The sequence below is a fragment of the Streptomyces sp. WZ.A104 genome (assembly GCF_002382885.1).
Taxonomy (GTDB): Bacteria; Actinomycetota; Actinomycetes; order Streptomycetales; family Streptomycetaceae; genus Streptomyces.
Genome location: NZ_NWVL01000004.1, coordinates 23221 through 49071, shown reverse-complemented (window position 1 = coordinate 49071; position 25851 = coordinate 23221). Strand labels below are relative to the sequence as shown.

Annotated in this window: 12 protein-coding genes and 1 pseudogene; 7 read left to right on the top strand and 6 right to left on the bottom strand. The window is 69.0% G+C overall.

Annotation, left to right across the window (positions count from 1 at the left end; translation table 11 throughout):
- Window positions 1–17 precede the first annotated feature (17 nt).
- Together CIB93_RS03020 and CIB93_RS03015 are read left to right on the top strand one after the other, a co-directional pair.
- Window positions 18–821, top strand: a complete 804-nt coding sequence (locus CIB93_RS03020) for an HAD family phosphatase (protein ID WP_257001986.1) — start codon at window positions 18–20, stop codon at window positions 819–821.
- Complete coding sequence (locus CIB93_RS03015; protein WP_257001985.1) at window positions 803–3226, top strand: glycoside hydrolase family 65 protein; 2424 nt, start codon at window positions 803–805, stop codon at window positions 3224–3226. Before CIB93_RS03020 ends, CIB93_RS03015 begins: the two co-directional genes overlap by 19 nt.
- Window positions 3227–3276: 50 nt before the next feature.
- On the opposite strand, the gene CIB93_RS03010 is transcribed toward CIB93_RS03015, so the two are convergent.
- Window positions 3277–4269, bottom strand: coding sequence for a nitroreductase family protein (locus CIB93_RS03010; protein ID WP_096623761.1), 993 nt, complete (start codon window positions 4267–4269; stop codon window positions 3277–3279).
- The gene (locus CIB93_RS03005; RefSeq protein WP_179499936.1) at window positions 4263–4934 is read right to left on the bottom strand and encodes a CBS domain-containing protein; all 672 of its coding nucleotides are present in this window, start codon (window positions 4932–4934) and stop codon (window positions 4263–4265) included. The genes CIB93_RS03010 and CIB93_RS03005 overlap by 7 nt, the downstream gene beginning before the upstream one ends.
- Window positions 4935–5266: 332 nt before the next feature.
- Here CIB93_RS03005 and CIB93_RS03000 point away from each other — a divergent pair, with 332 nt between their 5' ends.
- The 3 genes and pseudogenes from CIB93_RS03000 to CIB93_RS02990 all read left to right on the top strand — a co-directional run.
- Entirely contained in the window at window positions 5267–5656 is a 390-nt protein-coding gene (locus CIB93_RS03000) for a hypothetical protein (RefSeq protein WP_179499935.1), read from the top strand.
- A gap of 10 nt (window positions 5657–5666) precedes the next feature.
- Entirely contained in the window at window positions 5667–8345 is a 2679-nt protein-coding gene (locus CIB93_RS02995) for a cation-translocating P-type ATPase (RefSeq protein ID WP_306454799.1), read from the top strand.
- 29 nt (window positions 8346–8374) lie between these two features.
- A pseudogene (locus tag CIB93_RS02990) lies at window positions 8375–9612 on the top strand (GAF domain-containing protein); the annotation flags it as partial.
- Window positions 9613–9723: 111 nt separating this feature from the next.
- Here CIB93_RS02990 and CIB93_RS02985 read toward each other — a convergent pair.
- From CIB93_RS02985 to CIB93_RS02970, 4 genes are all read right to left on the bottom strand, one after another.
- The gene (locus CIB93_RS02985) at window positions 9724–10416 is read right to left on the bottom strand and encodes a response regulator transcription factor (RefSeq protein WP_096623755.1); all 693 of its coding nucleotides are present in this window, start codon (window positions 10414–10416) and stop codon (window positions 9724–9726) included.
- A gap of 1389 nt (window positions 10417–11805) precedes the next feature.
- Window positions 11806–12408 carry a GNAT family N-acetyltransferase gene (locus CIB93_RS02980; RefSeq protein WP_096623753.1) on the bottom strand — a complete coding sequence of 201 codons (603 nt, stop codon included), beginning with the start codon at window positions 12406–12408 and terminating at the stop codon, window positions 11806–11808.
- A complete protein-coding gene (locus CIB93_RS02975; protein ID WP_096623751.1) occupies window positions 12401–13018 on the bottom strand; it encodes a hypothetical protein in 618 nt (205 codons plus the stop codon). Before CIB93_RS02975 ends, CIB93_RS02980 begins: the two co-directional genes overlap by 8 nt.
- Entirely contained in the window at window positions 13008–13640 is a 633-nt protein-coding gene (locus CIB93_RS02970; protein WP_096623749.1) for a TetR/AcrR family transcriptional regulator, read from the bottom strand. Before CIB93_RS02970 ends, CIB93_RS02975 begins: the two co-directional genes overlap by 11 nt.
- 826 nt (window positions 13641–14466) lie before the next feature.
- On the opposite strand from CIB93_RS02970, the gene CIB93_RS02965 reads away from it, so the two are divergent.
- The gene (locus tag CIB93_RS02965) at window positions 14467–15174 is read left to right on the top strand and encodes a Rieske 2Fe-2S domain-containing protein (RefSeq protein WP_218839750.1); all 708 of its coding nucleotides are present in this window, start codon (window positions 14467–14469) and stop codon (window positions 15172–15174) included.
- Window positions 15171–25829, top strand: a complete 10659-nt coding sequence (locus tag CIB93_RS02960) for a non-ribosomal peptide synthetase (RefSeq protein WP_096623747.1) — start codon at window positions 15171–15173, stop codon at window positions 25827–25829. The genes CIB93_RS02965 and CIB93_RS02960 overlap by 4 nt, the downstream gene beginning before the upstream one ends.
- Window positions 25830–25851 lie beyond the last annotated feature (22 nt).

Genomic DNA, 25851 nt, shown 5'->3' with positions numbered 1-25851 from the left:
CGGTTCACACCTGGCCGGTGTCTCCCTCCGAGCAGGCGGGCACAGGGACCGGAGCCGGTGTCACGCCCGGCACATGCGGCGTCGTCTTCGACACCGACGGTGTACTGCTCGATTCCGCGTCCCTTCACGCCGCTGCCTGGAAAGTCGCGTTCGACCACTGCATCGAGAAGCTGAGGCCCGGCGACCCGCGGCAGCCTCCCTTCGACGCGAACGCGGAGTACCGACGCCTCGTGGACGGCAAAGCACGGCTTGACGGAGCCCGCGCCTTCCTGCAGGACCGCGGCATCGTGCTGCCACTGGGCGCATCGGACGACCCGCCCGGCTGCACCAGCATCTGGGCGGTCGCCACCCGCAAGGAACAGGCCTTCACCCACATGCTCTCGACCCGGACCGTCCCCGTATTCGACGATGTGGCCCCCGCACTGCGGTCCCTTCGCGCAAAGCGAATTCGGTGTGCCGCGGCCTCCGCGTCACGGCATGCCGGTGTCCTGCTGGAAGCGGCAGGGATTCTGGGCCTCTTCGACACCGTGGTCGACGGCAGGGACCTGGCACGGCTCGGGCTTCCCGGCAAGCCGAACCCCGCGCTGTTCCTGGAGGCCGTTTCCCGGCTGGGACTGGGCCCGGCGCAAGCAGCGGTCGTCGAGGACGCGGAGGCCGGGGTTGCGGCGGCCCGTCGTGGAGGCTTCGGGCTCGTTGTCGGGCTGGACCGGACGGCGGACGCCGACAGGTCGGCCGCGTTGCACACCAGGGGCGCGGATCTGGTGATGCACGGCCTTGCCGCTCTCCTCGACGAGGTGAAGGTATGGACGGAGAGGCCGTGAACGACGCCTGGAGCTGGAACTACTCAGCGTACGATCCGCACACGGAACGGCTGGTCGAGTCCCTCTGTACCGTCGGCAACGGCAGGTTCGCCACGCGAGGCAGCGCTCCGGAATGCGCGGCGGACGACGCGCATTACCCGGGCACCTACATGGCGGGCTGCTACAACCGGCTCACCTCCACCGTCGCCGGGCGGACGGTCGAGAACGAAGACCTGGTCAACCTCCCGAACTGGACCCTGCTGCGCTACCGCTGCCTGCCCGAAGACGGACCACCCGGGGAGTGGCTCACGCCCGACTCCGCCGATCTGAGACGCTCCACCACCCATCTGGACCTACGAGCCGGAGTCCTCACCCGCCGCCTGCTCTACCGAGACGCAGCAGGACGCGGTCTGCGCGTCGCCCACCAGCGGTTCGTCCATATGGGAAACCCCTGGCTCGCCGCTCAACGCAGCGCGTTCAGAGCCTACGGCTGGAGCGGCCGAATCGAGGTCGAGTCGATTCTCGACGGCACCGTCACCAATGCCGGAGTGCGGCGATACGGCGACCTCGACGGACAGCACCTCACGGCGCATCGCAAAGGAGCGGAGCCCGGGGGAGTCGCCTGGCTCACCTGCCGGACCGTCCAATCGGCGGTCCTCCTCGCTCTCGCCGTCCGCACGACCTCCAGCCCAGCACGACCTGCCGAATACGTTCACGCCGCGCGGGCTGCCGTGCAGCGGTTCGTTCTCCCGGTTTCCCCCGGAAACTCGGTGACGGTTGCCAAGACGGTCGCCCTGCACACCTCCCTCGACCGCCCCGCCGGTGACCCGCTCGCCGCAGCCCTGGAGAGCCTCGCCCACGCCCCGGTCTTCGGCCGACTGCTCCGTTCGCACAGGTCTGCCTGGCGACGCATGTGGAACCAGGCTGAGCTGGACGTGCCCGGGCGGAGCGGGCACATACTGCGCCTGCACCTGTTCCATCTGCTGCAGACGCTGTCACCGCACACCGCGGAGCTCGACGTCGGGGTGCCTGCCCGGGGGCTGCACGGAGAGGCATACCGGGGCCATGTCTTCTGGGACGAACTGTTCGTCCTGCCGTATCTCACTCTCCATTTCCCCGAAGTGGCCCGAGCGATGCTGATGTACCGGCATCGACGGTTGCCCGCGGCCCGAGCTGCCGCACGGCGTACCGGGGCGCGTGGAGCCATGTATCCGTGGCAGAGTGCCGGTTCCGGTCGCGAGGAGACCCAGGCGATGCATCTCAACCCCGCTTCCGGTCGGTGGCTGCCGGACCATTCCCACCTCCAGCGCCATGTGGGATCCGCAGTGGCATTCAATGCCTGGCGGTACGCACAGGCAGCGGGTGATCCGGGGTTCCTCCACTCGGCCGGAGCGGACATCCTGCTGGAGGTGGCCCGGTACTGGGCGAGCGCGGCGGCCTTCGACCCCGGCCGCGGCCGGTACCGGCTGCGGGGGGTCGTCGGTCCGGACGAGTACCACGACGCCTATCCGGGGGCGGACAGGCCAGGCATCGACGACAACGCCTACACCAACGCGATGGCCGCATGGGTCCTGTCACGGGCCCTGGAGGTCTTCGACGCACTGCCCGGCCCCAGGCGCGAGGAGCTCGCGGAGCGACTGGCGATCGACACGCAGGAGCACGCGCGCTGGGACGATGTCTCCCGCCGTCTGTACATGCCCTTTCATCACGGCGTGCTGAGCCAGTTCGAGGGCTACGGGGACCTTGAGGAACTCGACTGGGAGCGCTATCGGCGCCTCTACCCCGACATCCGCAGGCTGGACCGGATCCTGGAGGCGGAGGGCGACTCGGTCAACAACTACCAGGCGTCCAAGCAAGCCGATGCTCTCATGCTCGGACATCTCTTCCGGCCCGCCGAACTCACCGCTCTTTTCGGCCGCCTCGGCTACCGGATCGACGACGAGATCTGGAGCCGGACTGTCGCCTACTACCTTCCGCGCACCAGTCACGGATCGACACTCAGCAGCCTGGTGCACGGCTGGGTGCTCGCACGGCAGAAGGGCCCGGACGCCTGGAAGTACGTGGAGGAGGCACTCCTCAGCGATGTGGCCGACATCCAGGGCGGCACGACCGGTGAGGGCATCCACTTGGGCGCCATGGCGGGAACACTTGATCTGGTCGCGCGAGGCATCACCGGGCTGGAACCCGGGGAGCAGGGCCTGCGCATCGATCCCGTGGCACTCAGAGAAATACCTCGCTTCTCCTTCACTCTGTGCTTCCGGGGCCACAACGGGGTGCGGCTCCGGTTGCTCCCGGGACGTATCGGCGTCAGTGTGCCGCCCTCGCCGCAGGGCTCACTCGTGGTGCTGCTTCCGGAGGGCAGAAGCGTCACTGTGCCTCCGGGGAGGGAACACTGGTTTCGCCTGCCTACGCGGGCATCCAGGTAGTGAGGGAGCGAAGAGACAGCCGCAAGGTGCCCCAGGACGGTGCGCTGGTGTCAGGCGATGTCCAAGGCCTCCATGACCGGTCGCCTGGGCGTGGCCGGGCCCGCCGGTCCGTATCCGAGCCGAAGGATTATCTGTACGAAGCCCATCTTGGAGTTCGGGTCACGTGTGAGGTGCCGAAGCTCAGGCCATTCCAGAGGCTGCGAGATCACGGAGGTCGCGAGTCCGTCGAGAGTGGCCTGAAGGAGCACGCGCTCCATGGCCTGTCCCGCCCTGAGCCAGTCCTCGGCAAGGTCTGCCTCCGTCCCCAACAAGGCGATCTGCGGCCGCTCCTCGAAGGTGGCGGACGCCCGGTCCCGTGAGCCTCGCGGCACGTCGAAGTCGCGCACAGGGGCGGTCACTCCGTGCTGACGCGGACCGAAAGCGAACGAGGGGACGCCCTCGGTATCCGGGCCCTCTCCGGCCTTGCCCGTGCGGGTCCAGGTGACGATTTCGGCCCTCATGGCGTCGTTGGCGGATTCGTAGAGTTCCGCGTCGTGCACCAGGTCCAGGACGGCGCCGGCGTGCCAGGCTCCGGGAACGATCAGCCGCGCCCCTTCCAGGAGCGCGGCCGCGCTCAACTCGTCCAGGATCTCGCGAGGAATCGACTCGTCCGAGAACGGGCAGCGGCTGGTGTGCCGGAGCCGCACGGCAGGGTGCAGGTCCGCGAGCAGATGATCCGTGGTTTCGGACTCCTCCAGCATGATGTCGGCGAGACGCCATGGGTCGCGACGGTCGGGCAGGAGATGGGCAACGGTGTTCCAGCCACGGTGTGCGGCAGCCACTCGTAGGTTCAGCAGCGCCGCCCCGCATCCGATGTGCAGACCACGGTTGTCCGGGTCGCCGACGGGCAGCGCGCGGTCCGGATCGCCGTACAGCGAGAGGAGGCGCGTTCCGGAGCGGTGGACGAACTTCCAGGGTTGCGCGTTGTGCATGGACGGCGCGGCCACGGCCTCCTCGACGAGCGAAGGGACAACTGAGGTGATGCGTTGTTCGATCGTCAGCATGGTCTTCCTGTCTCCTGTCGGCCATCGCCTTCACACGCGTTCGCCGGAGAACTGTCGCCGGGGAGTGCATTTGAGGTGGGCCGTGAACTAGCGTCCGGCTTCTTCTGCGAAGACGAGTCGTCTGTCTGTACTGACATGCGGTTCACGAAGGCGACGACTCCTTCCGTTCGAGAGGTGAGTGCGAGGGCGGCACGGATGAGGCTCCGATGCGGCAGCCGGCCGGCCAGGACGACAACACCGTCGAGCACGTGGACCTGGACGGCGTCGGCCTGAACGCGCAGGACACCGCTGAGTACGTCGTGCCGGATCCGGAGCTCCACCTCGGCGTCAGGACGGATAAAGAAGCCCAGGAGGTCACGTCGGGTCACCATGCCGACCAAGCGCTCCTCGTCATCGATGACGGGGAGCCGCTCGCAGCCTTGCCGGGTCATGAGCCGGGCTGCCTCTGCCACTGTCTGCTCGGCGTAGACGGTGACAGCCGGAGACGACATGACTCCGCCGACTGTGGGGGCCCGCCGACTGAGCAGATCACTCGCCGAAACCATCCCCACGACGTGATCGTCTTCATCCACCACAGGGACGCCGTTGATTGCATGCCGGGCGAGCAGCCCGGCCACCTCCGCTGATGGCGTCGAGCACTCGACCGTGACCACTTCGTCTGTCATCAGGTCACCTGTCCGGAGATGCCGCATCCTGCCGCGCCTCCACTTCTCCCCACTGTGCGGAGCGCTTCCGATACCACTCTCCGACACCGCCCGTACCAGGCGCAGGGGCCGAACGGTCCCATCCACAGACCGACCGGCTCCAACTGCGTGACCCCGCCTGGGGCGACTGCGGACATAGGCCCTTTGGGCCCAGGCTTGCCCCCTGCGGCCCCTTTCACGGACCAGGCCGAGTGCCAGCCTGGAACAGCGCCACCGCACTCGGTGCGCAGAGCATCCCTCCAGGGAGGCTCCGGCCGCACCCGTTGCCGGGGAGACGAGCATCGGAGCACGCTATGCACAGCGCAGAGAACCGCCAGGAGATCGTGGTGGGTGTCGACCCTCGCGGTGACTGGCACCCGGCCGTCGCCTGGGGTGCCGGCGAGGCTCGCCTCCGTGCGCTTCACCTCCGCCTCGCACTCTCCGTCCCTCCCCGGCACGACACCCAGCACGTCGACGACGGCCCGCACCACCGGAGACTCGAGCGGGACGGCCGACGAGCCCGGGAAGCCGCGATCCCGTGGGCGCACGCACGATGGCCCGGAACAAGGATCACCGGTTCGTTCCTCGACGGCTTTCCAGAGGGGCAACCGGCGCTCCTGTCCCTCCAGGTGCGCATGGTGGTGCTGGGCTCGCGACACCTGCACCGGGCCCGCTGTCCCGTCATCACGGTCCCCGCCCTGTAAGCCGATCGTGATGTCTCCCGCGGAAGGTGAAACAGGTGTCGGCCTTCACCGCCGGATGCCGGGACTCACCCAGGACGAGGCTACCCGTCGACTTGCCGAGGCGGGACGAAACGAAGTCGCCGTCCGAAGGGCGCGCCCGCTGTACTCGAGAGTGCTCTCACAGCTCGGCGACCCGCTGATGATGGTGCTGATCGCAGCCGTCGCCCTCACCCTGGCGATCGGAGATCACGCCGATTCCGTGGTCATCGGACTCGTCATCGTGGTCAACACCACCGTGGGTGTCGCTCAGGAGATAAGAGCCGACAACGCCGTTGCGGCTCTGTCGGCGCTCTCCGCGCCACACGCCCGGGTCCGCAGAGAAGGAACGGACCACGACGTCCCGGCCGCCACCGTCGTGCCCGGAGATGTTCTGTTGCTGGCGGAGGGGGATATCGTCGCTGCCGACGCCGCGATCGACGAAGCGGCTGCGCTGTTGGTCGACGAATCCATGCTCACCGGAGAGTCCGTTCCCGTGGACAAGGACGCGGCCACGTCGCTGCACGCCGGAACGGTGGTCGTCCGTGGCAGGGGGGTCGCGACCGTCACCGCCACCGGGAGAGCCGCCGCCCTCGGCCGCATCGCCGCCCTTCTCGACGACCGTCGTCGGCCCACGCCTCTTCAGCTGCGTCTCGCCTCCCTGGGACGTGTGCTCGCGGCTGTGACGCTGGTCCTGTGTGCCCTGGTTCTCGCGCAGGGACTCGTACGGGGGCTGCCCCTGGGAACCATGGCAGTGACCGCCATCAGCCTCGCTGTTGCCGCGGTGCCGGAGTCACTTCCCGCCGTCGTCACCCTTGCCCTGGCTCTCGGTGCCCGGCGTATGGCAGCCCGCCATGCGCTGGTGCGCCGGCTGCCCGCGGTGGAGACACTCGGCTCGGTATCCGTGCTCGCCACCGACAAGACCGGCACGCTGACCGAGGGGCGCATGGTCGTGCAGCACGTCTGGACACCCCTGACCACCGTCGAACTCCACGGGGTCGGCTACGAACCGGAGGGGGCCGTCCTGACCGAAGGACGGCCTGTGGGCCCCGTGGAACGGCATGAGGTACAGGAAGTGCTCACAGCGACGGCCCTGTGCAACGACGCCGCCCTACGGCCCCCGCCTTCTGCGTCACCCGACAGCCGCTGGGAGGCCATCGGCGACCCCATGGAGGGCGCTCTCCTCACGGCAGCCATCAAGGTGGGGTGCCCGGACCTCACGGAGCTGGCATCCACCCACCCCAGGATCGCAGAAGCACCGTTCGACAGCCTCCGCAGGAGGATGACCACCATCCACGCGGTGCCTTCCGGCGGCGTTCTGGTATGCCTGAAGGGCGCTCCCGAGGCCGTCCTTGCTGCGACGGTCCTCACCGAATCCCCGGAGACGCTACGTCTCGCTCGCGCTGAAGCGGCACGGTTCGCGGCGGGCGGCTATCGCGTGCTGGCTGTCGCATCGGGCCTGCGTCAGGAGTCGCCCCGGCCGGTCACAGCCGGGGAGTCACACCTGAGGCTGCTGGGCCTTGTGGCACTGAGTGACCCGCCGAAACCACACGCGGCTGCCACGCTGGCCTCGTGCAGGGCCGCGGGCATCACACCGATACTCGTCACCGGTGACCATCCCGCCACAGCGAGCGCCGTGGCCGACCGCGTCGAACTGCTCGGGCCGAACGCCACCGCCGACCACGTCGTCACCGGAAAGGACGTGGCCGCGGGACGCGTTCCCGACCTCACGGCGGTACGGGTGTTCGCCAGGACCGATCCGCAACAGAAGCTCGACATCGTGGCTGCCTGGCGCGCCCGCGGCGCGATCACCGCGATGACCGGCGACGGCGTGAACGACGGCCCGGCACTCCACCAAGCCGACATCGGCATCGCCATGGGCGGCCGGGGCACCGAAGTCGCCCGCCAAGCGGCGGACCTGGTGCTCACGGACGACGAACTGTCGACCGTGGTTGCCGCGATCGAAGAGGGACGCAGGGTCTTCGACAACATCCGGCGCTTCCTCGTCTACGGTATGGCGGGCGGTGCGGCGGAGATTCTCGTCATGCTGATCGGCCCGCTCCTGGGCCTCCCCCTGCCCCTGCGTGCCGGACAGATCCTCTGGATCAACCTCCTGACCCACGGGCTGACCGGCGTGGCCATGGGAGCGGAGCCGGCTTCCCCAGGTGTGATGCATCGCCCCCCGCGTCGCGCGGACCAGCACATTCTGGGAGGGGGTGCCTGGCAGCAGCTGCTGCTGACAGCAGCTGTCGTCACAGTGGTCAGTCTCACTGCCGGACTGATAGCTCAGGCATGGGACGCGCCGTGGCAGAGCGTGCTCTTCCTCGCCCTTCTCGCCGCCCAGCTGGGAGTGGTCCTCGGCCTCCGGGATCGGCCGATGACGTTGGACAACCCGTTCCTCCTGGTCTCCGTCCTGGCCTCCGCCCTCCTGGCGGCGGCTGCTCTCTACTTCCCGCCGCTGGGCGCCGTACTGGACACCGAGCCCTTGGGGTGGAGGGCCGCCGGTCTGGCCACTGCCTGCGCCCCGGCCGGATTCCTTGCGGCCAGACTCGCACGTGCCACCTTCCGTTCCGGGAATCCTCGTCACCTCCACGAGCGCGGAGCCGGCCATGCCCGACATGAAGCGATCGAGTCCGAGCGTCAGATTGGAACCGCATCGGGTTCACGCGCGTGAGTCGCTCTCGCGACCGTCGGAGGTACCCCATGGGCGGTGTCGGTAACGACGATCACCGGCTCCCGCGGCTGAGACTCGACGAGCTGCTCGACGAGCTTCAGGTGCACATCGACCAGGTCCGGGGGCCCGGGACCGGTTGAACGGCCTGCTCGATGCTGTCATGTCGGTGGGGCGGGAACTCGCCCTGCCCCAGGTGCTGCGCGACATCGTCGAATCCGCGGTCTCCCTCGTCGATGCCGAATACGGAGCCCTCGGAGTGGTGGGCAGCGACCAGAAACTCGCCGAGTTCCTTCCGACCGGCATCGACGAGGAGACGCGGCAACAGATCGGCGGCCTCCCCACAGGACACGGACTCCTGGGCGAGCTGATCAGACATCCGGAACCTCTGAGGTTGCCCGAGCTCTCCGGCCATCCGGCCTCGGCGGGATTCTCGCCCCACCATCCGCCGATGCACTCCTTCCTGGGAGTGCCCATCCGCGTGCGCGACGAAGTGTTCGGCAATCTGTATCTCACGGAGAAGCGGGGGGCGGATGATTTCGACGCGGAGGACGAAGCCGTAGTCTCGACCCTGGCCGTCGCAGCCGGGATAGCCATCGAGAACGCCCGCCTCTACGAAGAGAGACGGATCAGAGAGCGATGGCTCGCCGCCAGTTCCGACCTCACCCGTGCCTTGCTCTCCGGTGAGGCCGAGTCGGAAGTTCTCGAAGACATGCTGGAACAGGCTGTCGACATAGCGGGGGCGGACCTTGGGGTCTTCTACCTCATCGGCACGGACGGGGAGATGACCGGCTCGCTGGCTCTCGGGGAGAGGGCCGAGTGCCATCGGGGCGTGGTCCTCGCGAGCAGTCGGGGCACGCTTGCCGCAGTAGCGCTCGCTGAAGACGGCCTGGTCACGGTGGCGGATGTCAGCAGCGACCCACGGGTGCAGGTGCAGCGCGAGCGGTGGGAGGGTTTCGGACCCGCAGTGGCTGTCACGCTGGGGACCAAGGAACGGCTGAGCGGAGTCATGATCCTCGTGCGCGTCCGGAACAGGGCGGCGTTCGTGAGCGCGGAGATCACCGCGTTGCCCGGATTCGCCGGGCAGGCAGCCCTGGCGCTCGAACTGGCCGACCACCGCAGCGACTCCGAGCGGATGAGCCTGCTGGCCGATCGTGAGCGGATCGCCCGAGATCTGCACGACTTGGCCATTCAACGGCTGTTCGCCACCGGAATGACGCTGCAGAGCGCCCGTCCCTTGGTGGAGCACCCGGAAGCGGCCGAGCGGCTGGGAGGCACTCTGTCCCTCCGCGCGAAGCCGCGTCCGCGGAGAGGCACAGTGCTGGAATGGCGGGTACCTATTGCCCCGGCCGCACCTGACCGGATCTCGAAGTGAGCGCACTCACCGCTCGTGCTGCTGATGCTCCCGGACCTCGGCCGCAATGACAGCTGCCTGCACCCGGCGTTCGACCCCGAGTTTCCCGAGCAGACGGGAAATGTGGTTCTTCACTGTCTTCTCCGACAGATAGAGCCGCTTGGCGATCTGCCGGTTGGTCAGTCCCTCGCCGATGAGGTCGAGAACGGAACGCTCGCGCTCGGAGAGGACCGCGAGCCTCTCGTCCTCCGGCGGCGAATCGGCCTCCGCCTCGCGCAGGGACCGCATGAGCCGGGCCGTGGTCGACGGGTCGAGCATCGACCGACCTGATGCCACGGTCCGTACGGCCGATACCAGGTCCGAACCGTTGATCTGCTTGAGCACGTATCCGGCCGCGCCCGCCATGATGGCGTCGAGAAGGGCGTCCTCGTCGTCGAACGAGGTGAGTATCAGGCAGGCGAGGTCGGGCATGCGTGATCGCAGTTCCCGGCACACAGTGATGCCGTTACCGTCCGGCAGCCTGACGTCGAGCACCGCTACGTCGGGTCGCAGCGCCGGTCCGCGGGCCAGGGCTTGATCAGCCGTCGATGCCTCGCCGACGACGACGAGATCCTGCTCGGCCTCCAGCAGGTCCCGTATCCCGCGGCGAACGACCTCGTGGTCGTCCAGCAGAAAAATGCGCGTCACGGCAGTGTCGGTGTCAGTCGGTGTATCACCCATCTGCGGTCCTTGCTGTCGGATGCGTCTGTTGCGCCCCCACTGGATATTGTCCCAGGAGTGTGGGTCCGAGGGCATGCGGTGGACCGGCCCATCAAGGTCACCGCCACTGAGGGAATGCGGCTGCCCAAGATCCATCCGTACGTTCACCACTCCTTCGACCGCTCGAACGGCGTTGGCCAGGAGCGTCACCATGGAACGGTCTGCCGGAGAGCCCTTCAGAGTGACCACGCCCTTTTTGACTGTGGTGAAGAGGGCCGACGGTGGTGAGGCCGGGCCGAGCACCTCACTTCTGAAGTAGGCGAGGAGGCCCTCATCCTGTCTGAGGAAGATCTTGAGCGAGTCGCCTCGGCTGACCACTCCCTCCAACAGGCCATCGGAGTCGACTACGGGGAGGCGGTTGACGGGCTTGGTCCTCGAAGCCGTACCCGGCGTAGGCGACAGCCCCTGCTGGTTCGGGTCAGCTCCGCAGAGCAGATGGCGCCTCGCAGCACTCACCGGAATCAGCGCCACCCGCACCCAGCTCGGCACCCACGTCTTCACGCACGCCACCGACTGGCGGCTGCGCGCCCTCGACCCGCGGAAGTCGCCCAGCCTCTGTGCGGCCGGCCGATCTCCACCACCATCCGGGCCCAGGCCCACCTCGACGATCGCGACGCGCTGACCAGTCTGCTGGCCGCCGTCCCCGAAATGCGGGCGCGCATCGGCCTCGCTGGGGGCAATACGAATCTGCTCATCAGTGTCTGGCTCCCCTCCCTTTCCGGCATCCGCGGCCTGGAATCCCCTCTCACCCGCGCACTGCCTCAGTTGAAGGTGCTACCAGGCGGTTTCTCTGCGCTTCGTCAAGCGCATGGGCCGCGTCCTCGACCCTGCCGGCCGCAGCGTGAGTACCGTCCCCATGGATATCTGGTCCGATCCGTGTTGAAGCGCCACTTCAGCACGGGATGCCTGCGCGCGGTTCCGGTCTGCCGGAGGGAGCCGCCTGTCGCCGGTTCTTGGGGGATTACTGGACGCGGGCCACGTCGGTGCCGCAGGTGCGGTGGAGCAAGGGTGAGGAAGGCGCCGTTGACGATCACGAGTCCGACGAGAAACCACAGGGACACCGAGCGCAGTCCGCAGGCGTCGCCGAGGAAGCCCGCTCCGAGGCTGAACGCGACGATGGTGGCGGCCTCCTCAAGCCGGCGGTCGGCACACGAGGGGCGGCACCACATTCGTTCACCCGAGGAGGAGGTTCGTGCTACTGAACAAGATCGCCTTGTCCACGGGGACCGCGCTGGGTCTCGCACTCGCCCGTACGGCGCCGGCCGACGCCGTCGTGGGTGGAAGCGACACGACCGTGAGCACCATTGCTCCCACGGGATCGAGTAGGACGGGCATGAGGGTGCTGATCGGTCAGGTAATGCCCGGTCTCGCCATCGCCGTGATGCCCAGCCGCCCCAGCGCCGTCCAATGCAGATCGGTGAAACCGAAACGACGGTAGTAGGACAAATTCGCGGGATCGGCCGTAGTCAGGAAGAAGCCCGCGGGGGCCTCCGTGGCCGCGAGCACATGGTCCAGGAGGAACCGTCCGGCGCCACGTCCCGCAACGTCGGGCCGGACCCCGATGAACTCCAGCGTCCACGCGTCTGCCGGGGCCGAGGCTTCACTGTGGCGCAGGTAGCGCAACGTCCTCCACAACGCGGGCGGGCCGCACCGGATGCCTGTCCGCGCCGCCCAGACCGCACGGTCTGACGCCCCGGGCACCGCTCCTGACGGCGTGAGGACCGCAGAGCCGACCGGCTGCCCGCCCGGAGTCGTGAGCATGTACCGGCGGGCACCGGGGAGAGTGGCGTGGGCCCGCAGGGTGGCTTCGAACCAGTGGGTCCGTACGGTCTCCGAGGAGCCGCAGATCCACGAGACGGCGGGCTCCGAGGCGAAGGCGGCGGCCAGGGTGCGGGCGCAGGCGGCGGGATCCGGGTTCGATACGATCCTCCACTTCCGGGCGGCCTCAGGCATGGTGCCTCCTCTCCAGCGGCGCTTCCGGGACGAGATGGCAGACGAGCAGCTTCAGGAAGAACAGCGGTGCGAACCAACCGAGTGCGGCCGGGACCTCCAGCCAGAACAGATTGACCAAAACGGCGGCCATCAGGGCCGCCATCGAGACAGGGCGCTTGAGGTGCAGCGGCGCGAACTCCACGATGGCCGCCCCGGCGAACAGCAGCGCGGCGTTGGCCAGCGTCCAGCGCCAGTCACCCGACAGGACGACAAACCCCATGGCCATGAGGTGGATCAGGTGCGCGGCGACGAACAGCAACCGCGCCCGCCTGGCCCCGGAAGCCCGGCGGTGATACCAGCGTTTCGCCGCGTTGGTCGCGTTGGTGAGCACTCCGCCGATGAGATCCAGTCCCGCCAGCCCCACCACGACCAACTGCACTCCCGACAACTCGTGCCAGACTCCCGAGGCCCACACCCCGACGGCCAGGAGCAGGCCGCAGCCGACGATGCCGGCGATCTCCACCGCCGACTCGGAACGTGACTTGCCCGGACCCATGAACCGCTCCACACGGCCTGCGAGCCCGGGCGGGGTCGCGGGTACGTCCCAGACGATCTTCAGGTCAGTGCGCATCGGTGAACCCCTCGCCGAAGACTGACGAGGTCTCGCTCCACAGTCCGCGCAGCAGCCCCCACAACTGCGCGCTCTCATCGCCTTCCACCAGGTCTGCGGGCGTGGGCGACGAGTTCATGCGTGCGAGTGCCCACGCGTCGGCGGCCCGAACGACCGCCGCCGTCACCGTCACCAGCAATCCGTGGTCCACGTCGGTACGGATGACGCCCAGCCTCTGGCCGTTCGAGACCAGGTCGTCGAACCACTCCAGCCACGGCCCCTCACGCGTGTTTCCGATGGCCGCGTCGGCGAGCGCCAGGTCGTCGGGGTGGTCCCGCAGATGAGCGGCGAGTGCGCCGGAGCTCGCGTCGAGGCGGGACCAGAACGCCGTCTCCTCATGCGCCGCAACCCAGGGGCCAAGGGCGCCGAGCAGTCGCCCGAGCACGCCGTCGAGTACGGCGGATAGCAGGTCCTCCCGACCGTCGAAGTAGTGGTAGGCCGCGGTCTTCGAGAACCCCGCGGCCTCGATGATCTTGTTGTAGGAGGCGCCCTCGACGCCGTGGTCGGCGAAATGGCGGCGCGCCACGCCAAGGATCAGTTCCTGGCGTTCGGCGGGAAGGCGATCAAATCGAGGCAGAGGCATGTACGCATACTACGCACCAGTGGTGTGTACCGCCAGTGCACCCCACTGGTTTCCGACAAGGAGAGGGCTTGCTGATAGAGGCGGGCCGGGCGTGTCGCGCGTCCGATTCGCGCAGCTCACAGCGCCGCGAGGAAGACTCTTCACGCCAGCTGACGAAGGCTCCGGGGTGCCCCCAGAGTGACGCGTCACCGAGCGGGCATTCGTCGAACTCCGCGAGCATCATGCGCGTCAGGAACCTGACCATGCCGCAGTCGAAGATCGCCCACCGGGACTCTCCGTAGGAGACCTGGCGCCGCCATGCCACCACAGGCCAGTTGTCCGGGTCCGAGTCGGTCATGAGCCAGGCCGGCTCGTTGGCGTTGCAGCCGGTTCCCCGCGGCCTCCGCGGCCGTCCAGTCCACTCGCTCTTCGCCCCGGTGCCCTGTGGGAACAATCCTGAGCAAAGCCTCTACATCAGGGTGAACGGTCATGATTCGGACTCCTTGAGCGTGGCGGCCGCTCACCCTGACCCGAGCACCAGACAGCATCGCCCGGCAAACCGGCCATGACATGTCGGTCGGATCGTGAGACAGCTCGCCGCCCGGACGGGCTGACGAGCTCGCTGCGAGAACGCCGCTTCCGTCGAAGCCGACTCGCCTGAGAGCGACGCCCGCCGACATCCTCAAACCACCGGCAACCTCACGGGCCGGAGCCCCAGCCGCTGACAGCTCGAATGAGACAGGACGCAAGTGGACCGGTCAGACGCTGACTCGCGGCGGCGGCACGCACCACGCACTCCACGCTGACCGAAACATATAAGTGATGTACCCCACAGTGGAACAAACGTGTGAACGTGCAACGGTCTGCGGGACATACTGATTGTCATGACACCGACGGCACATCCGTGGGCGCCTGCTGTTCGCCGCCGCGCGCAGGCCTCAAGCGCCCGGCCGAGATGTCGCGTTCGACCGACCTCCCGGGGTTCGGCGACGCCGAGGGCGGACCGGTGGACCGTGGCGCGTTCACCGATGCGGAACTCTACCGACGGGAGCGGGGCCGCGTGTTCGCCCGGATCCGTGCCTGCCTCGACTCGTGCCCTCACCGCGGCACCCTGGTGTGCCGCGCCGATCTTGGCTCGATCCGCGATCGCACCTGTACCCACCACGGCTGGTCCCACGACCTGGCCGACGCGCTGGTGAACGCGCCGAAGCGGTCAGACCGTCCCGAGTCGTTCGACACCCACGCGTGGGATCCGGCCGAGGTGCTGTACGTCGAATCACTGCACCAATCGATCTTCGGCACCCGGAACCCGGAGCCGGTGCCTCTGCGGGAGCCACTCGGGGACGCGGCCTGGTACAGGGAAGCGATGTCCGACCACGATGATCAGGGAACGGTCGTGGTCGGCGGGGTGCGCGAGCGGGAGTGGAGCGAGCGGGAGCGGGGCGACAACGGGAAGCCCGCTCCGCGCGGACTCGGGCAGAGTCCTTCCCCTCGCTCGCGATCTTCTGCCGCAGCGTCATGTCTGGGCGGCGTGGCAGGAAGGAGTCCGTCATGAGCCTTCGCGCGATCGCCCGCATGTATGCCGACGGCGAGATATCGACGACGGGGGTACTGGCCGAGCTCGGCAGACATGCGGACATTCCCTTGTCCGAGGGGCAGCGCGGCCTGTGGGCACTTGCCAAGCTGGAGCCGGAGACGTATGCGTACAACGTTCCCGTGTGCTTCTCGTGTGCGGACGTGGATGTCGCGGCGCTTCAGGCCGCATTCCGCGACACGCTGTCCCGGCATCCACTTCTCTCGGCCGCGGTGCGCGAGACGGATGACGGGCCGCGTCTGTCCCACGGAGATGCGGACGGTTTCTCGGTCGAGTATGTGGACATCTCCGATGTGCCGTCCGGTGGAGTGCTGGACTTTCTGAAGGAAAGGGCGAGGCGGCCGTTCGACCTGGCCGGTGATCCCTTGACCAGGCTGGCTGTCCTGCGTCGCTCCGCGTCCGAGGCGTACGTTCTGCTGGTCGTTCATCACCTCGTGATCGATGGAGTGTCGGGGCGTCTCGTCATCGACACGCTGTTCAGCTCGTACCGGGCGCGGGTCGAGGGGCGGGACGTGCCGATCGAGGTGGGCTCCGCCTCGTTCGGTGAGTTCGTCGCGTGGGAGCGGGACGCACTCACCGGCGAACGCGCCGAGGAGGACCGCGAATTCTGGCTGCGGGAGCTCGCCGGCGCGGACGTCCTCACAGGGTTACCCTCACAGGTGGCTCTGCTGCCGGACGCGCCTCATGTGGGCGAGGTGTACACCAGCCGCCTGCCGGAAGAGCAGGCCGCCGCCATCGCGGCCTTCACCGCTTCACACGAGATCAGCCCGGGGACCTTCTTCCTGGCGGCCTTCCTGACTTTGCTGCACCGGTACACCGGAAGCGAGGACCTCGTCATCGGGATGCCGGTGGCCGGGCGCCCGACGGAGCACTTCGACCCGATCGTCGGCTGCTTCGTCAACACGTTACCCGTCCGGAGCAGGCCGGACGCCTCCGAGGAGTTCACCTCGTTCGCCCGGCGCGTACAGTCCACGGTGCTCGAAGTACTTGAGCACGGAACCTACCCGTTCCACCGGATCGTGGGCGATCTCGGTGCTCGGGGCGCGAATCCGCGGTCGCCTCTCTATCAGATCGTGTACAACTATCAGGATTCCGCTCTCTCCGGATACCTGGGCGAGCGGGCCCGCGTCACCGGCGAGACGGACTTCGAGCTCGTCGACGGGCTGTACCAGCTGGGTGAGTACGACCTCACGGTGGACGTGGCTCCCGGTGACGGGTTCCTGGTGAACTGGAAGTACCACCCCGACGCCTTCTCGGCCGACGCCGTCTCGGGCATGGCAGAACACTTCGCCACCCTGGTGGACAGCATCCTCGACTCGGACGGGCGGTCGCCGACAGGCAGGCTGAACCTGCTCGGCGACGAGGAACGGCGCCTCGTCATCGAGGCATGGAACCGGACCGAGGTCGACTTTCCCACGCATCGCACGTGCTGGGATCTCTTCGCGGAGCAGGCAGAGGCGAACCCGGATGCCCCGGCGGCCACCTGCGGGGAGAGGACTCTCACCTATCGCGAACTCGCGGACCGCAGCTCGGCGCTGGCACAGGCGCTGACACGTCAAGGCATCGGCCCCGGGGACGTCGTAGGGGTCTGCTACGAACGGTCACTCGACCTCGTCGTGGCCCTCCTCGCCGTCATGAGGCTCGGCGCGGTGTACCTGCCCCTGGACGACCGACTGCCGACCGAACGCCTCTCCTACATGGTCGAGGACAGCGGCGCGCAACTCGTCATCTGCCATGAGGCGGTGATGGACAGGCTGGCGGCCGTGGCGACGCCGAAGACGGGACTGTACCCGACAGACCGCCAGGATGATCAGGTCCCCCAGGCATGGGCAACGGCGGGGGAGAGGACCGCCGCTGCGCCGGACTCGTCGGCCTCGACACCCCAAGCCGCCTACATCATCTACACCTCCGGCAGCACGGGGAAGCCCAAGGGCGTCGTAGTTCCGCACGCGGCGCTGACCAATTTCCTGCTGGCCATGGCGCACACGCTGGGAGTGGCGTCCAACGATCGGCTGTTGGCCGTCACCACGCACAGCTTCGACATCGCCGCCCTGGAGCTCTACCTCCCGCTGATCACCGGCGGGCAGGTCTGCGTCTGTGAATCGGCCACGGCCGCCGATGCCACCTTGCTGGCCGAGAAGGTCGCCGACTGGCGGCCCACCATCATGCAGGCCACTCCGGCGACCTGGGCCATGCTGGTGCGCGTCGGGTGGCAGAACACCGAGGGCGTCAAGGTGTTGTGTGGCGGCGAGGCGCTGCCCGACGGCCTGAAGGACCAACTCGTGGCGCGCGGCGAGGCCTGGAACCTGTACGGGCCCACGGAGACGACCATCTGGTCAGCGGCCAAGCGGCTGCGCCGTGAGGAGCCGGTGACCATCGGCAGCCCCATCGCGAACACCCGGCTCTACGTTCTCGACCAGAACCTGAGTCCCCTGCCTGTGGGCGTAACCGGCGAGCTTCACATCGCAGGCGACGGGGTCGCCCTGGGCTACCACCGGAAGCCGGAGTTGACGGCCGAGCGCTTCCTGGACAACCCGTTCGCGCCCGGACGGCTGTACCGGACCGGCGACAGCGCGCGCCGACTGCCCAATGGCGAGATCGTCGTCCTGGGCCGGATGGACAACCAGGTCAAACTGCGCGGCCACCGCATCGAACCCGGTGAGATCGAGGCGGTTCTCAACGCCCGCCCGGAGATCGGCCGAAGCGTCGTCCTGCTTGAGCATGCCGGCCTGTCGGACAGGCTCACGGCCTACTACACCGGGAACGGGGACGCGCCGGTCGACGCCGCACTGCTGCGCGCGGAACTCGCCAGGACCCTCCCCGCCTACATGCTGCCCGCCGCATTCGTGGCCCTGGACGCCTTCCCGCTCACGGCACACGGCAAGGTCGACCGGGCGAAGCTGACCGAGGCCGCCGGGACGGTGCCGCTCCCGGCCGGCGACAGCCCGGTGGCCGCGCTCGACATCGAGCGGACCGTGCGCGGGATCTTCGAAGGGGTGCTCGGCACGCGTGATATCGATCGTGCCGCAGGCTTCTTCGACATCGGCGGAGACTCCTTCGCGGCCATCGAAGCGGTGGAGCAGATCAACCGCGAGTTCGGCTGCTCGTTGCGACCCACCAGCGTTTTCGCCCACCCGTCCGTCGCCACGATGGCCCGACACCTGACGGGGCTGCTGCCTGCCGGGCAGGCACCCGCGGCCCAGCCCGCCGAGGCCGAGCAGCGACCTGATCCCCGCCATGCCACTCCGGCGGCCGACGACGCCTCGCTCGATGATTCGATCGCGGTGATCGGCATCTCCTGCCGGTTCCCGGGAGCCGTGGACCACCGCGCATTCTGGTCCGCGCTCGTGGAAGGACACAGCGGCGGCACGTCATGGTCGGTCGAGGAACTGCGCACGCTCGGAGTGCCGGAGGAGATGATCACCCGACCCGGATACGTGCCGCAGCGGTCGGTCGTGGACGGCAGGGCGGAGTTCGACGCGGCGTTCTTCGACATCTCCCCCCGCGACGCCGAGTTCATGGACCCACAGGCACGCCTGCTGTTGCAGCACGCGTGGCAGGCGTTGGAGGACGCCGGTTACCGCCCGGAGGACGTTCCCGAGACCAGCGTCACCACGTCCACGAGCACGAACTTCTACCAGGCCCTGCTCCCGGCTCTGATGGCGAACGCGACGGGCCCGCGGGTCCTGGCGAGCTCCGAGACCTACGCCGCGTGGCTGTTCGCCCAAGGCGGCACGGTGCCCACGATGATCTCCACGAAGCTGGGCCTGCGCGGCCCCAGCATGGCGGTGAGCACCAACTGCTCCTCGGCGCTGAGCGCGGTGCACGTCGCCTGCCAGGGACTCCTGACCGGCGATGCCGACCAGGCGATCGTCGGCGCGGCCAGCCTGTTCTCCGCAGGGGAACTGGGATACGTGCACCAGCCGGGCCTGAACTTCTCCAGCGACGGGCGCAGCCGCGCGTTCGCCGACGGCGCCGACGGAATGTCCGGCGGTGAAGGCGTCGGTGTGGTCGTCCTCAAGCGCGCCAGCGAGGCGATCGCGGCCGGCGATCACATCTACTGCCTGATCCGCGGCATCGCGGTGAACAACGACGGCGGCGACAAAGCAGGGTTCTACGCGCCCGGTGTGCGCGGCCAGGCCGAGGTGATCCGCAAGGCGCTGGACAAGGCGGGCACGGACCCGTCGACGATCAGCTACGTCGAAGCGCACGGCACGGGCACGAGGCTCGGCGATCCCATCGAGGTAGCGGCTCTGACCGAGGCGTACCGCCACTACACGGCACGCAGCCAGTACTGCGGCATCGGCTCGGTCAAGAGCAACATCGGCCACCTGGACGCGGCCGCGGGGATCGCCGGACTCATCAAGGTGGCCCTGGCCCTGCAGCACGGGCAGGTTCCGCGGACCCTGCACTGCGACGTGTCGAGCTCGGAGATCGACTGGGACGATTCGCCGTTCTTCGTGGCCGACCGGAATCTGCCGCTGGACGGCGAGGAGCCCGCGCGGGCGGGACTGAGCTCTTTCGGGATCGGCGGCACCAACGTGCACGCGGTACTGGAACAGGCGCCGACCGGTGCGCGGTCCGCCGGACTCCCCGGCTCCCAAGCGGTGATCCTCTCGGCCCGTGACGGGGAGCGGCTCGGCGTCCTCGCGCGGCAGCTCCTGGAGTTCCTGCCGGGATACCGGGACGCGCACGGCGATCTGGCGTCGCTCGCCTACACGCTGCAGGTCGGGCGGCGGGCGATGGCCGAACGAGTGGTCTTCGTCGCGAACGACGTCGACGGGCTGATCGCAACCCTTCAGGACTACGTCGGGCGCGGGGCGCGCGGAACGGTGTTCGAAGGTACGGCCCGACGGCCTGAGGACATGCTGCTCGGCCTCTTCGATCGCCCCGGGGAGCTGCGAGACCTGGTCGCCGGGTGGCTCGAACACGGGGAGTGGGACAAGATCGCGCCCCTGTGGGTCAACGGCATCGACGTCGACTGGCACGCCTGCCACGGCGCGAATCCGCCGGTGCGGGTGAGCCTGCCGACGTACCCGTTCGCTGCGAAACGGTACTGGCCGGCTGCCGAGGCGGTGCCGGTTCCTCGGGCCACTGACCCGCTCGACGCGGAATCGTTGCTCGTGGCCGCGGCCAGGCCGGAGAGCGTCGAGACGTTCCTTTCCGGTCGCACGTCCGCCACAGAGGAGATGGACAGCCTCTCGCGCCCGCTCGTGCTCGCACAGCTCGTGGCGGCGGGGCTCTTCGACGCGCCCGTTCGTCACGACCTGATCGGGCGGAGCATCACACCGTCCTTCGCCCAGTGGCTCGACCATACGGTGACCGTGCTGCTGAGCCGCGGAGAACTTGTGCGTGAGGGCGAGTTCGTGGCGCCCAGGAAGAGTGCGCCAGGCCTCGAACAGGCGTGGAGCACCTGGCGTGCGTGGAAGGACGCCCATGCCGGAGATCCGGAGCTGGCGGCCAAGACCGGCCTGACCGAGCGCATGATCGAGGCCTTGCCCGCGATCCTGTCCGGGCGGACGAAGGCCACGGCGGTCATGTTCCCGGGCGGCTCGTTCGAGTTGGTGGAACCGGCGTACCGGGGGAACGCGACGGCCGACTACTTCAACGACGTGACGGCCGGTGCGGTGCGCGCGGAGGTGGACGCCCGTCGCGACGGAATCCGGCTGCTGGAGATCGGAGCGGGCACCGGCAGCACCAGCGAGCGCGTTTTCGCCCAACTGGCGGGCCACGACCTCGCTGAGTACCGCTATACGGACGTTTCGAAGGCGTTCCTGATCGACGCGGAGCGGCGGTTCGCCGGTCAGGTGCCGTATCTGTCCTTCACGACCTTCGACGTGGAGCGGGAGCCCGGGGCACAGGGACTCGCGGTGGGCGACTACGACATCGTCATCGCCAACAACGTCCTGCACGCCACCAAGGACATCGTGCAGGCAGTGCGTCACGCCAGAGCACTGCTGCGGCCCGGCGGAGTCCTCGTAATCAACGAACTCGCCCGGAACGACTGGTGGTCGCATCTGACCTTCGGGCTTCTCGAAGGGTGGTGGCGGTTCACGGACGGAAGGCGTATCCAGGGCGGACCGGCGCTGTCCGCGAACTCGTGGCGCGAAGTGCTGCGGGAGTGCGGGTTCGACACGGTCGACCTGCTGGCGGAGCCCGCCCGCGACCTGGGCCAGCAGGTACTGCTGGCGCGCGCCGGTTCGCCCCTCCCGCGCCGGGATCCGCGGCCTGCCGGGTCCGCTTCGGTCGAGGAGCACGTCCGCGCGACCGTCGAGCGGATCCTCGCCGAAACGCTGAAGCTGACCGCGGATGAGCTCGCGGCCGACAAGCCCTTCGCCGACTACGGACTGGACTCGCTCACCGGCGTCTCCCTGGTGCACCGGCTCAACGAGTCGCTGAGCACTGACCTCGATCCGAGCGTGCTGTTCGAGAACCCGTCGATCAGGCGGCTGACGCGGTTCATCGTCGACGAGGAAGGCGCCGCCGTCCTGGCCGCGGTACCGGGGCCGTCCGTGGTACCCGGCCCGTCCGTGGCCCCGGAGACGTTCGCGGTACCTGAGCTGTCCGCCGTACCCGAGGCGCCCGCCGTACCTGAGTTGTCCGCCGTATCCGGGCCGTCCGCCGTATCCGGGCCGCCGGGCCGTGGCCGGGAGCCCGTCGCGATCGTCGGCATGAGCGGCCGGTTCCCGGGCGCCCGGGACGTCGACGAGTTCTGGGACCTGTTGGCCTCCGGCCGGGATGCTGTCTCGAAGGTGTCCCGCTGGGACCTCGCGTCGCTGGGCAGCGTCTGCCTCGACGGCGGTCTCCTGGACGGCGTCGACGAGTTCGACCCGCTCTTCTTCGGGATCTCCGGTGCAGAGGCCGTCTACATGGAGCCGCAGCAGCGGCTGTTCCTTCAGGAAGCGTGGCGGGCGCTTGAGGACGCGGGCCACGCGGGCGAGTCGCTCGACCGCGACCGGTGCGGTATCTACGTGGGCTGCGCCGCGGGCGACTACCTGGACCTGACGGGGCCTTCCGACTACCCGGGCCAGGCACTGTGGGGCAACATGAACTCGCTCGTGCCGTCCCGCATCGCGTACTACCTGGACCTGCACGGGCCGGCGATCGCGGTCGACACCGCATGCTCCAGCTCGCTGGTCTCCCTCCACCTGGCGTGTCAGGCGCTGTGGGCGGGCGAGGTCACCACGGCGATCGCGGGCGGGGTCTACGTCCAGAACTCGCCGCGGCTGTATCTGGCGGCGTCGCGGGCCGGGATGCTTTCCCCGACGGGCCGGTGCCGTTCGTTCGACCAGACGGCCGACGGATTCGTGCCCGCCGAGGGAGTCGGTGCGCTGATCCTCAAACGGCTCTCGGACGCCGAGGCGGACGGCGACCACATCCACGGCGTGATCCGTGGAATCGGGATCAACCACAACGGCACGACGAACGGGATCGCCGCGCCGAACGGGACCTCGCAGGAACGGCTGATCAGGCAGATCTATCAGGACTTCGAAATCGACCCCGCGGGGATCGGGTTGGTCGAGGCACACGGCACCGGAACCAAGCTCGGCGATCCGGTGGAGTTCCGGGCGCTCGATCGCGCGTTCCGCGGCTTCACGGACGCCGAGCGGTTCTGCTCGCTCGGCTCGACAAAGGCCTCCATCGGCCACGCGCAGGCCGCGGCCGGTGTGATCGGCGTCATCAGGGCACTGCTGGCGATGAGGCACGAGGTGATCCCCGGTCTGCCCCACCACACCGCGACGAACTCCAGTGTCACGCTGGCCGGCAGCCCGTTCTTCGTACACACGGAGCCCAGGCGGTGGGCCGTGCCCGAAGGCGGCAAGCGGCGCGCCGCGGTCACGTCGCTCGGCGCGAGCGGAACCAACGCCCACGCTGTCATCGAGCAGCCATCGGAGCCGCCTCCGCCGCCGCGGAGCAGGCAGGACGGGGCCCGGTTGATCGCGCTGTCGGCGGCGACGGAGCACGCCTTGCGCGAACAGGTGGTCCGGCTCGCGCACCACTGCCGCGAGCACCCGGACCTCGATGTCGGCGACGTGAGCCACACACTTCTGCTCGGCCGCAGGCACCTGCGGCATCGATGGGCGAGTGTGGTCCGGGATATCGCGGACCTGGAAAGCCGGTGCACTGCCTGGCTCTGCGGGCGGGACGTTCCGCCGCAGAGCGCAGACTCCGGGTTGCGGGCACTCGCCCAGCAGTTCCTCGACGGTGAGGCACCGGATTTCGCCGAGTTGTTCCGAGACAGCCGCTACCGCCGCGTCCCGCTGCCCGGCTACCCCTTCGAGGGGGAACGCTATGCGCTGCCGATCCGCGCGGCGGCGGACGACGGGCCGCGGCCCGACGGGGGAGTCCTCACCGGCGACGAGTTCTACCTGCGTGAACATCAGGTGCGGGGAACCGGGATCGCCCCGGGGGCCATGTATCTGCGGTGGGCCGCCGCAGCGGCCGGGCGGGCCCCGAGCGACGCGGTCCGCCTGCACGACGTCGTCTTCCTGCGACCTCTCTCGGTGCCGGGGCCGCCGCGAGCACTGCGGGTGGACCTCCGCGCCGACGGTGACGTCACCCGGTTCACGGTGTCCTCCACGGAGTCCGCCGGAGACGAGCCCGTACTCCATTGCCAGGGCGAGGTGTCCGCCACGGAGCCGACGGCTGCGCAGCCGCAGCTCGATCTGCCCGCGCTGCTCCGGGATTTCCGGCCCACCGCGTTCGACCCCCGGCGGTTCTACGCAGAGTGGCGGGATCGCGGCATCGTCTACGGCCCCACGTTCCAGGGGGTCGTGGCGGTGCACCGCCACGACAACGCGGTGCTGGCCGAACTACGGCTGCCCGGCACGGCGTCAGGAACGACGGACGGCCTCGTCCCGCACCCGGCGCTGGTGGACTCGGCGATGCAGTGCATGCGATTGCTCGACGGCGACGACCGGGTCGGGTTGGTGTTCAGCATCAAGTCGGCCGAGGTCCTCGCCCCCGGCGCGACCACCATGTGGGCCCTGATACGTCGTGCCGAGGACGTGCGCGGCGCGGACCGGATCGACATCGACCTGGCGACCGACGACGGCACGGTGTGCCTGCGTCTGCGGGGCATCGCAGGGCGTCGAGCCGAGCAGACGCCGGACCCGGCGGACGGCGTCGCCACGTTGGTGCCGGTGTGGGATCCCCTTCAGCGGACGGAATCCGCGACGTGGCCGCGGAGTTCCGAATCGGTGGGCGTCATCGCGTCCCCAGGGCAGGGGCGGGACGTTCTCACCGCGCGCTTTCCCGGCGCGCACGTGGTCGCGGACCCGTCGCGGAGTACGGACGAGGACCTGGAGACGTCCCTCCGGTCGGTCCCGGAACTCGACCATCTGATCTGGGTGGCGCCCAGCGCCGTGGATGACCGGTCCGGTGCGAGCGTCGTCGAGGGCCAGTCCAGCGGCTCGCTGCACGCCTTCCGCACGGTGAAAGCTCTTCTGGCGGCGGGGTACGGCGATCGCTCATTGGGCCTGACCCTGATCACTGAGCGGGCGCACGCCGTCCATGAGTCCGAGGCCGTCGACCCGGCGCACGCCGGTGTCGCAGGCCTCGCGGGGTCGACTGCGAAGGAGTACCCGCTCTGGCGGGTGCGGGTGGCGGACGTCGAGGACTACGCCGCGCCGTCACTCGCCGCGGTGCTCGACCTGCCCGCGGATACGGACGGCGACCTGCGTATCCACCGGGACGGCCGGTGGCACGGGCAGCGGTTGATGACTGTTCAGCCGGCCTCGCCGACGTCGTCCCGGCTGCGGCAGGGCGGCACCTACGTCATCATCGGCGGGGCGGGCGCCCTTGGCACGGTCATCAGCGAGTACCTGATCCGCCGGTACCACGCCCAGGTCGTGTGGCTCGGACGCAGGCCGCAGGACGCGCGGGTCGAAGCCGCTGTCGCCCAGGCGACCGGCGCGGACGGGCCTGCGCCGCTGTACCTGCGGTCCGACGCCACCGACCTCGCGTCCCTGCGTGCGGCGAAGGACGAGACCGTACGACGGTTCGGCGCGGTGCACGGCGTCATCCACTCGGGCCTGGTGTTCTCGGGGGCGAGCCTGGCCCGGATGAGCGAGGCTCAGTTCGAGGACGTGCTGCGCGGCAAGGTCGACGCGAGCGTCCGGTGCATGGAGGTGTTCGGCGGTGACTCGCTCGATTTCGCACTGTTCCTGTCCTCGATCAACTCCTACCTCAAAGCCATCAAGCAGGCGAACTACGCCGCAGCCTGCACGTTCCTCGATTCGTTCGCACTGACGGTGCAACGCCGCTACGGCACTGCCGGCAAGGTGCTGAACCTGGGCTACTGCTTCAACAACGCACCCACCGAGTCGGAGCGGGGCGCGGTGGTCGGAGCGCAGGCTCCGCTCATCCAGCCGGACGAGCTGACAGCGGCGATCGAACGGCTGTGCGCGGGGCCGGTCAGCAGGCTGACGTTGATGAAGTTCAGTCCCGCGCTCAACGACCGGGGCATCGTTCTGGGCGATGACGAAGTCATCCTCCCCACGGTCGTGCCGCCGGACGCCGTGCCCGCCGACGTCCAGGAACCGCCGGCGGCGCCGGGCGGCGAACTGGAGCGGCTACGCGCCCGCGTCGCAGAGCTGACCACGCTCGCGATCTGATCGCGGCCTTCGAAGGGACCGA

Bases quoted from the DNA above. Each gene is read 5' to 3' on its own strand.
- CIB93_RS03005 (WP_179499936.1), bottom strand. From the start codon at position 4,934: ATGACAGACGAAGTGGTCACGGTCGAGTGCTCGACGCCATCAGCGGAG.
- CIB93_RS02995 (WP_306454799.1), top strand. From the start codon at position 5,667: ATGTCTCCCGCGGAAGGTGAAACAGGTGTCGGCCTTCACCGCCGGATG.
- CIB93_RS03000 (WP_179499935.1), top strand. From the start codon at position 5,267: ATGCACAGCGCAGAGAACCGCCAGGAGATCGTGGTGGGTGTCGACCCT.
- CIB93_RS03010 (WP_096623761.1), bottom strand. From the start codon at position 4,269: ATGCTGACGATCGAACAACGCATCACCTCAGTTGTCCCTTCGCTCGTC.
- CIB93_RS02980 (WP_096623753.1), bottom strand. From the start codon at position 12,408: ATGCCTGAGGCCGCCCGGAAGTGGAGGATCGTATCGAACCCGGATCCC.
- CIB93_RS02960 (WP_096623747.1), top strand. From the start codon at position 15,171: ATGAGCCTTCGCGCGATCGCCCGCATGTATGCCGACGGCGAGATATCG.
- CIB93_RS02975 (WP_096623751.1), bottom strand. From the start codon at position 13,018: ATGCGCACTGACCTGAAGATCGTCTGGGACGTACCCGCGACCCCGCCC.
- CIB93_RS03015 (WP_257001985.1), top strand. From the start codon at position 803: ATGGACGGAGAGGCCGTGAACGACGCCTGGAGCTGGAACTACTCAGCG.
- CIB93_RS02985 (WP_096623755.1), bottom strand. From the start codon at position 10,416: ATGGGTGATACACCGACTGACACCGACACTGCCGTGACGCGCATTTTT.
- CIB93_RS02970 (WP_096623749.1), bottom strand. From the start codon at position 13,640: ATGCCTCTGCCTCGATTTGATCGCCTTCCCGCCGAACGCCAGGAACTG.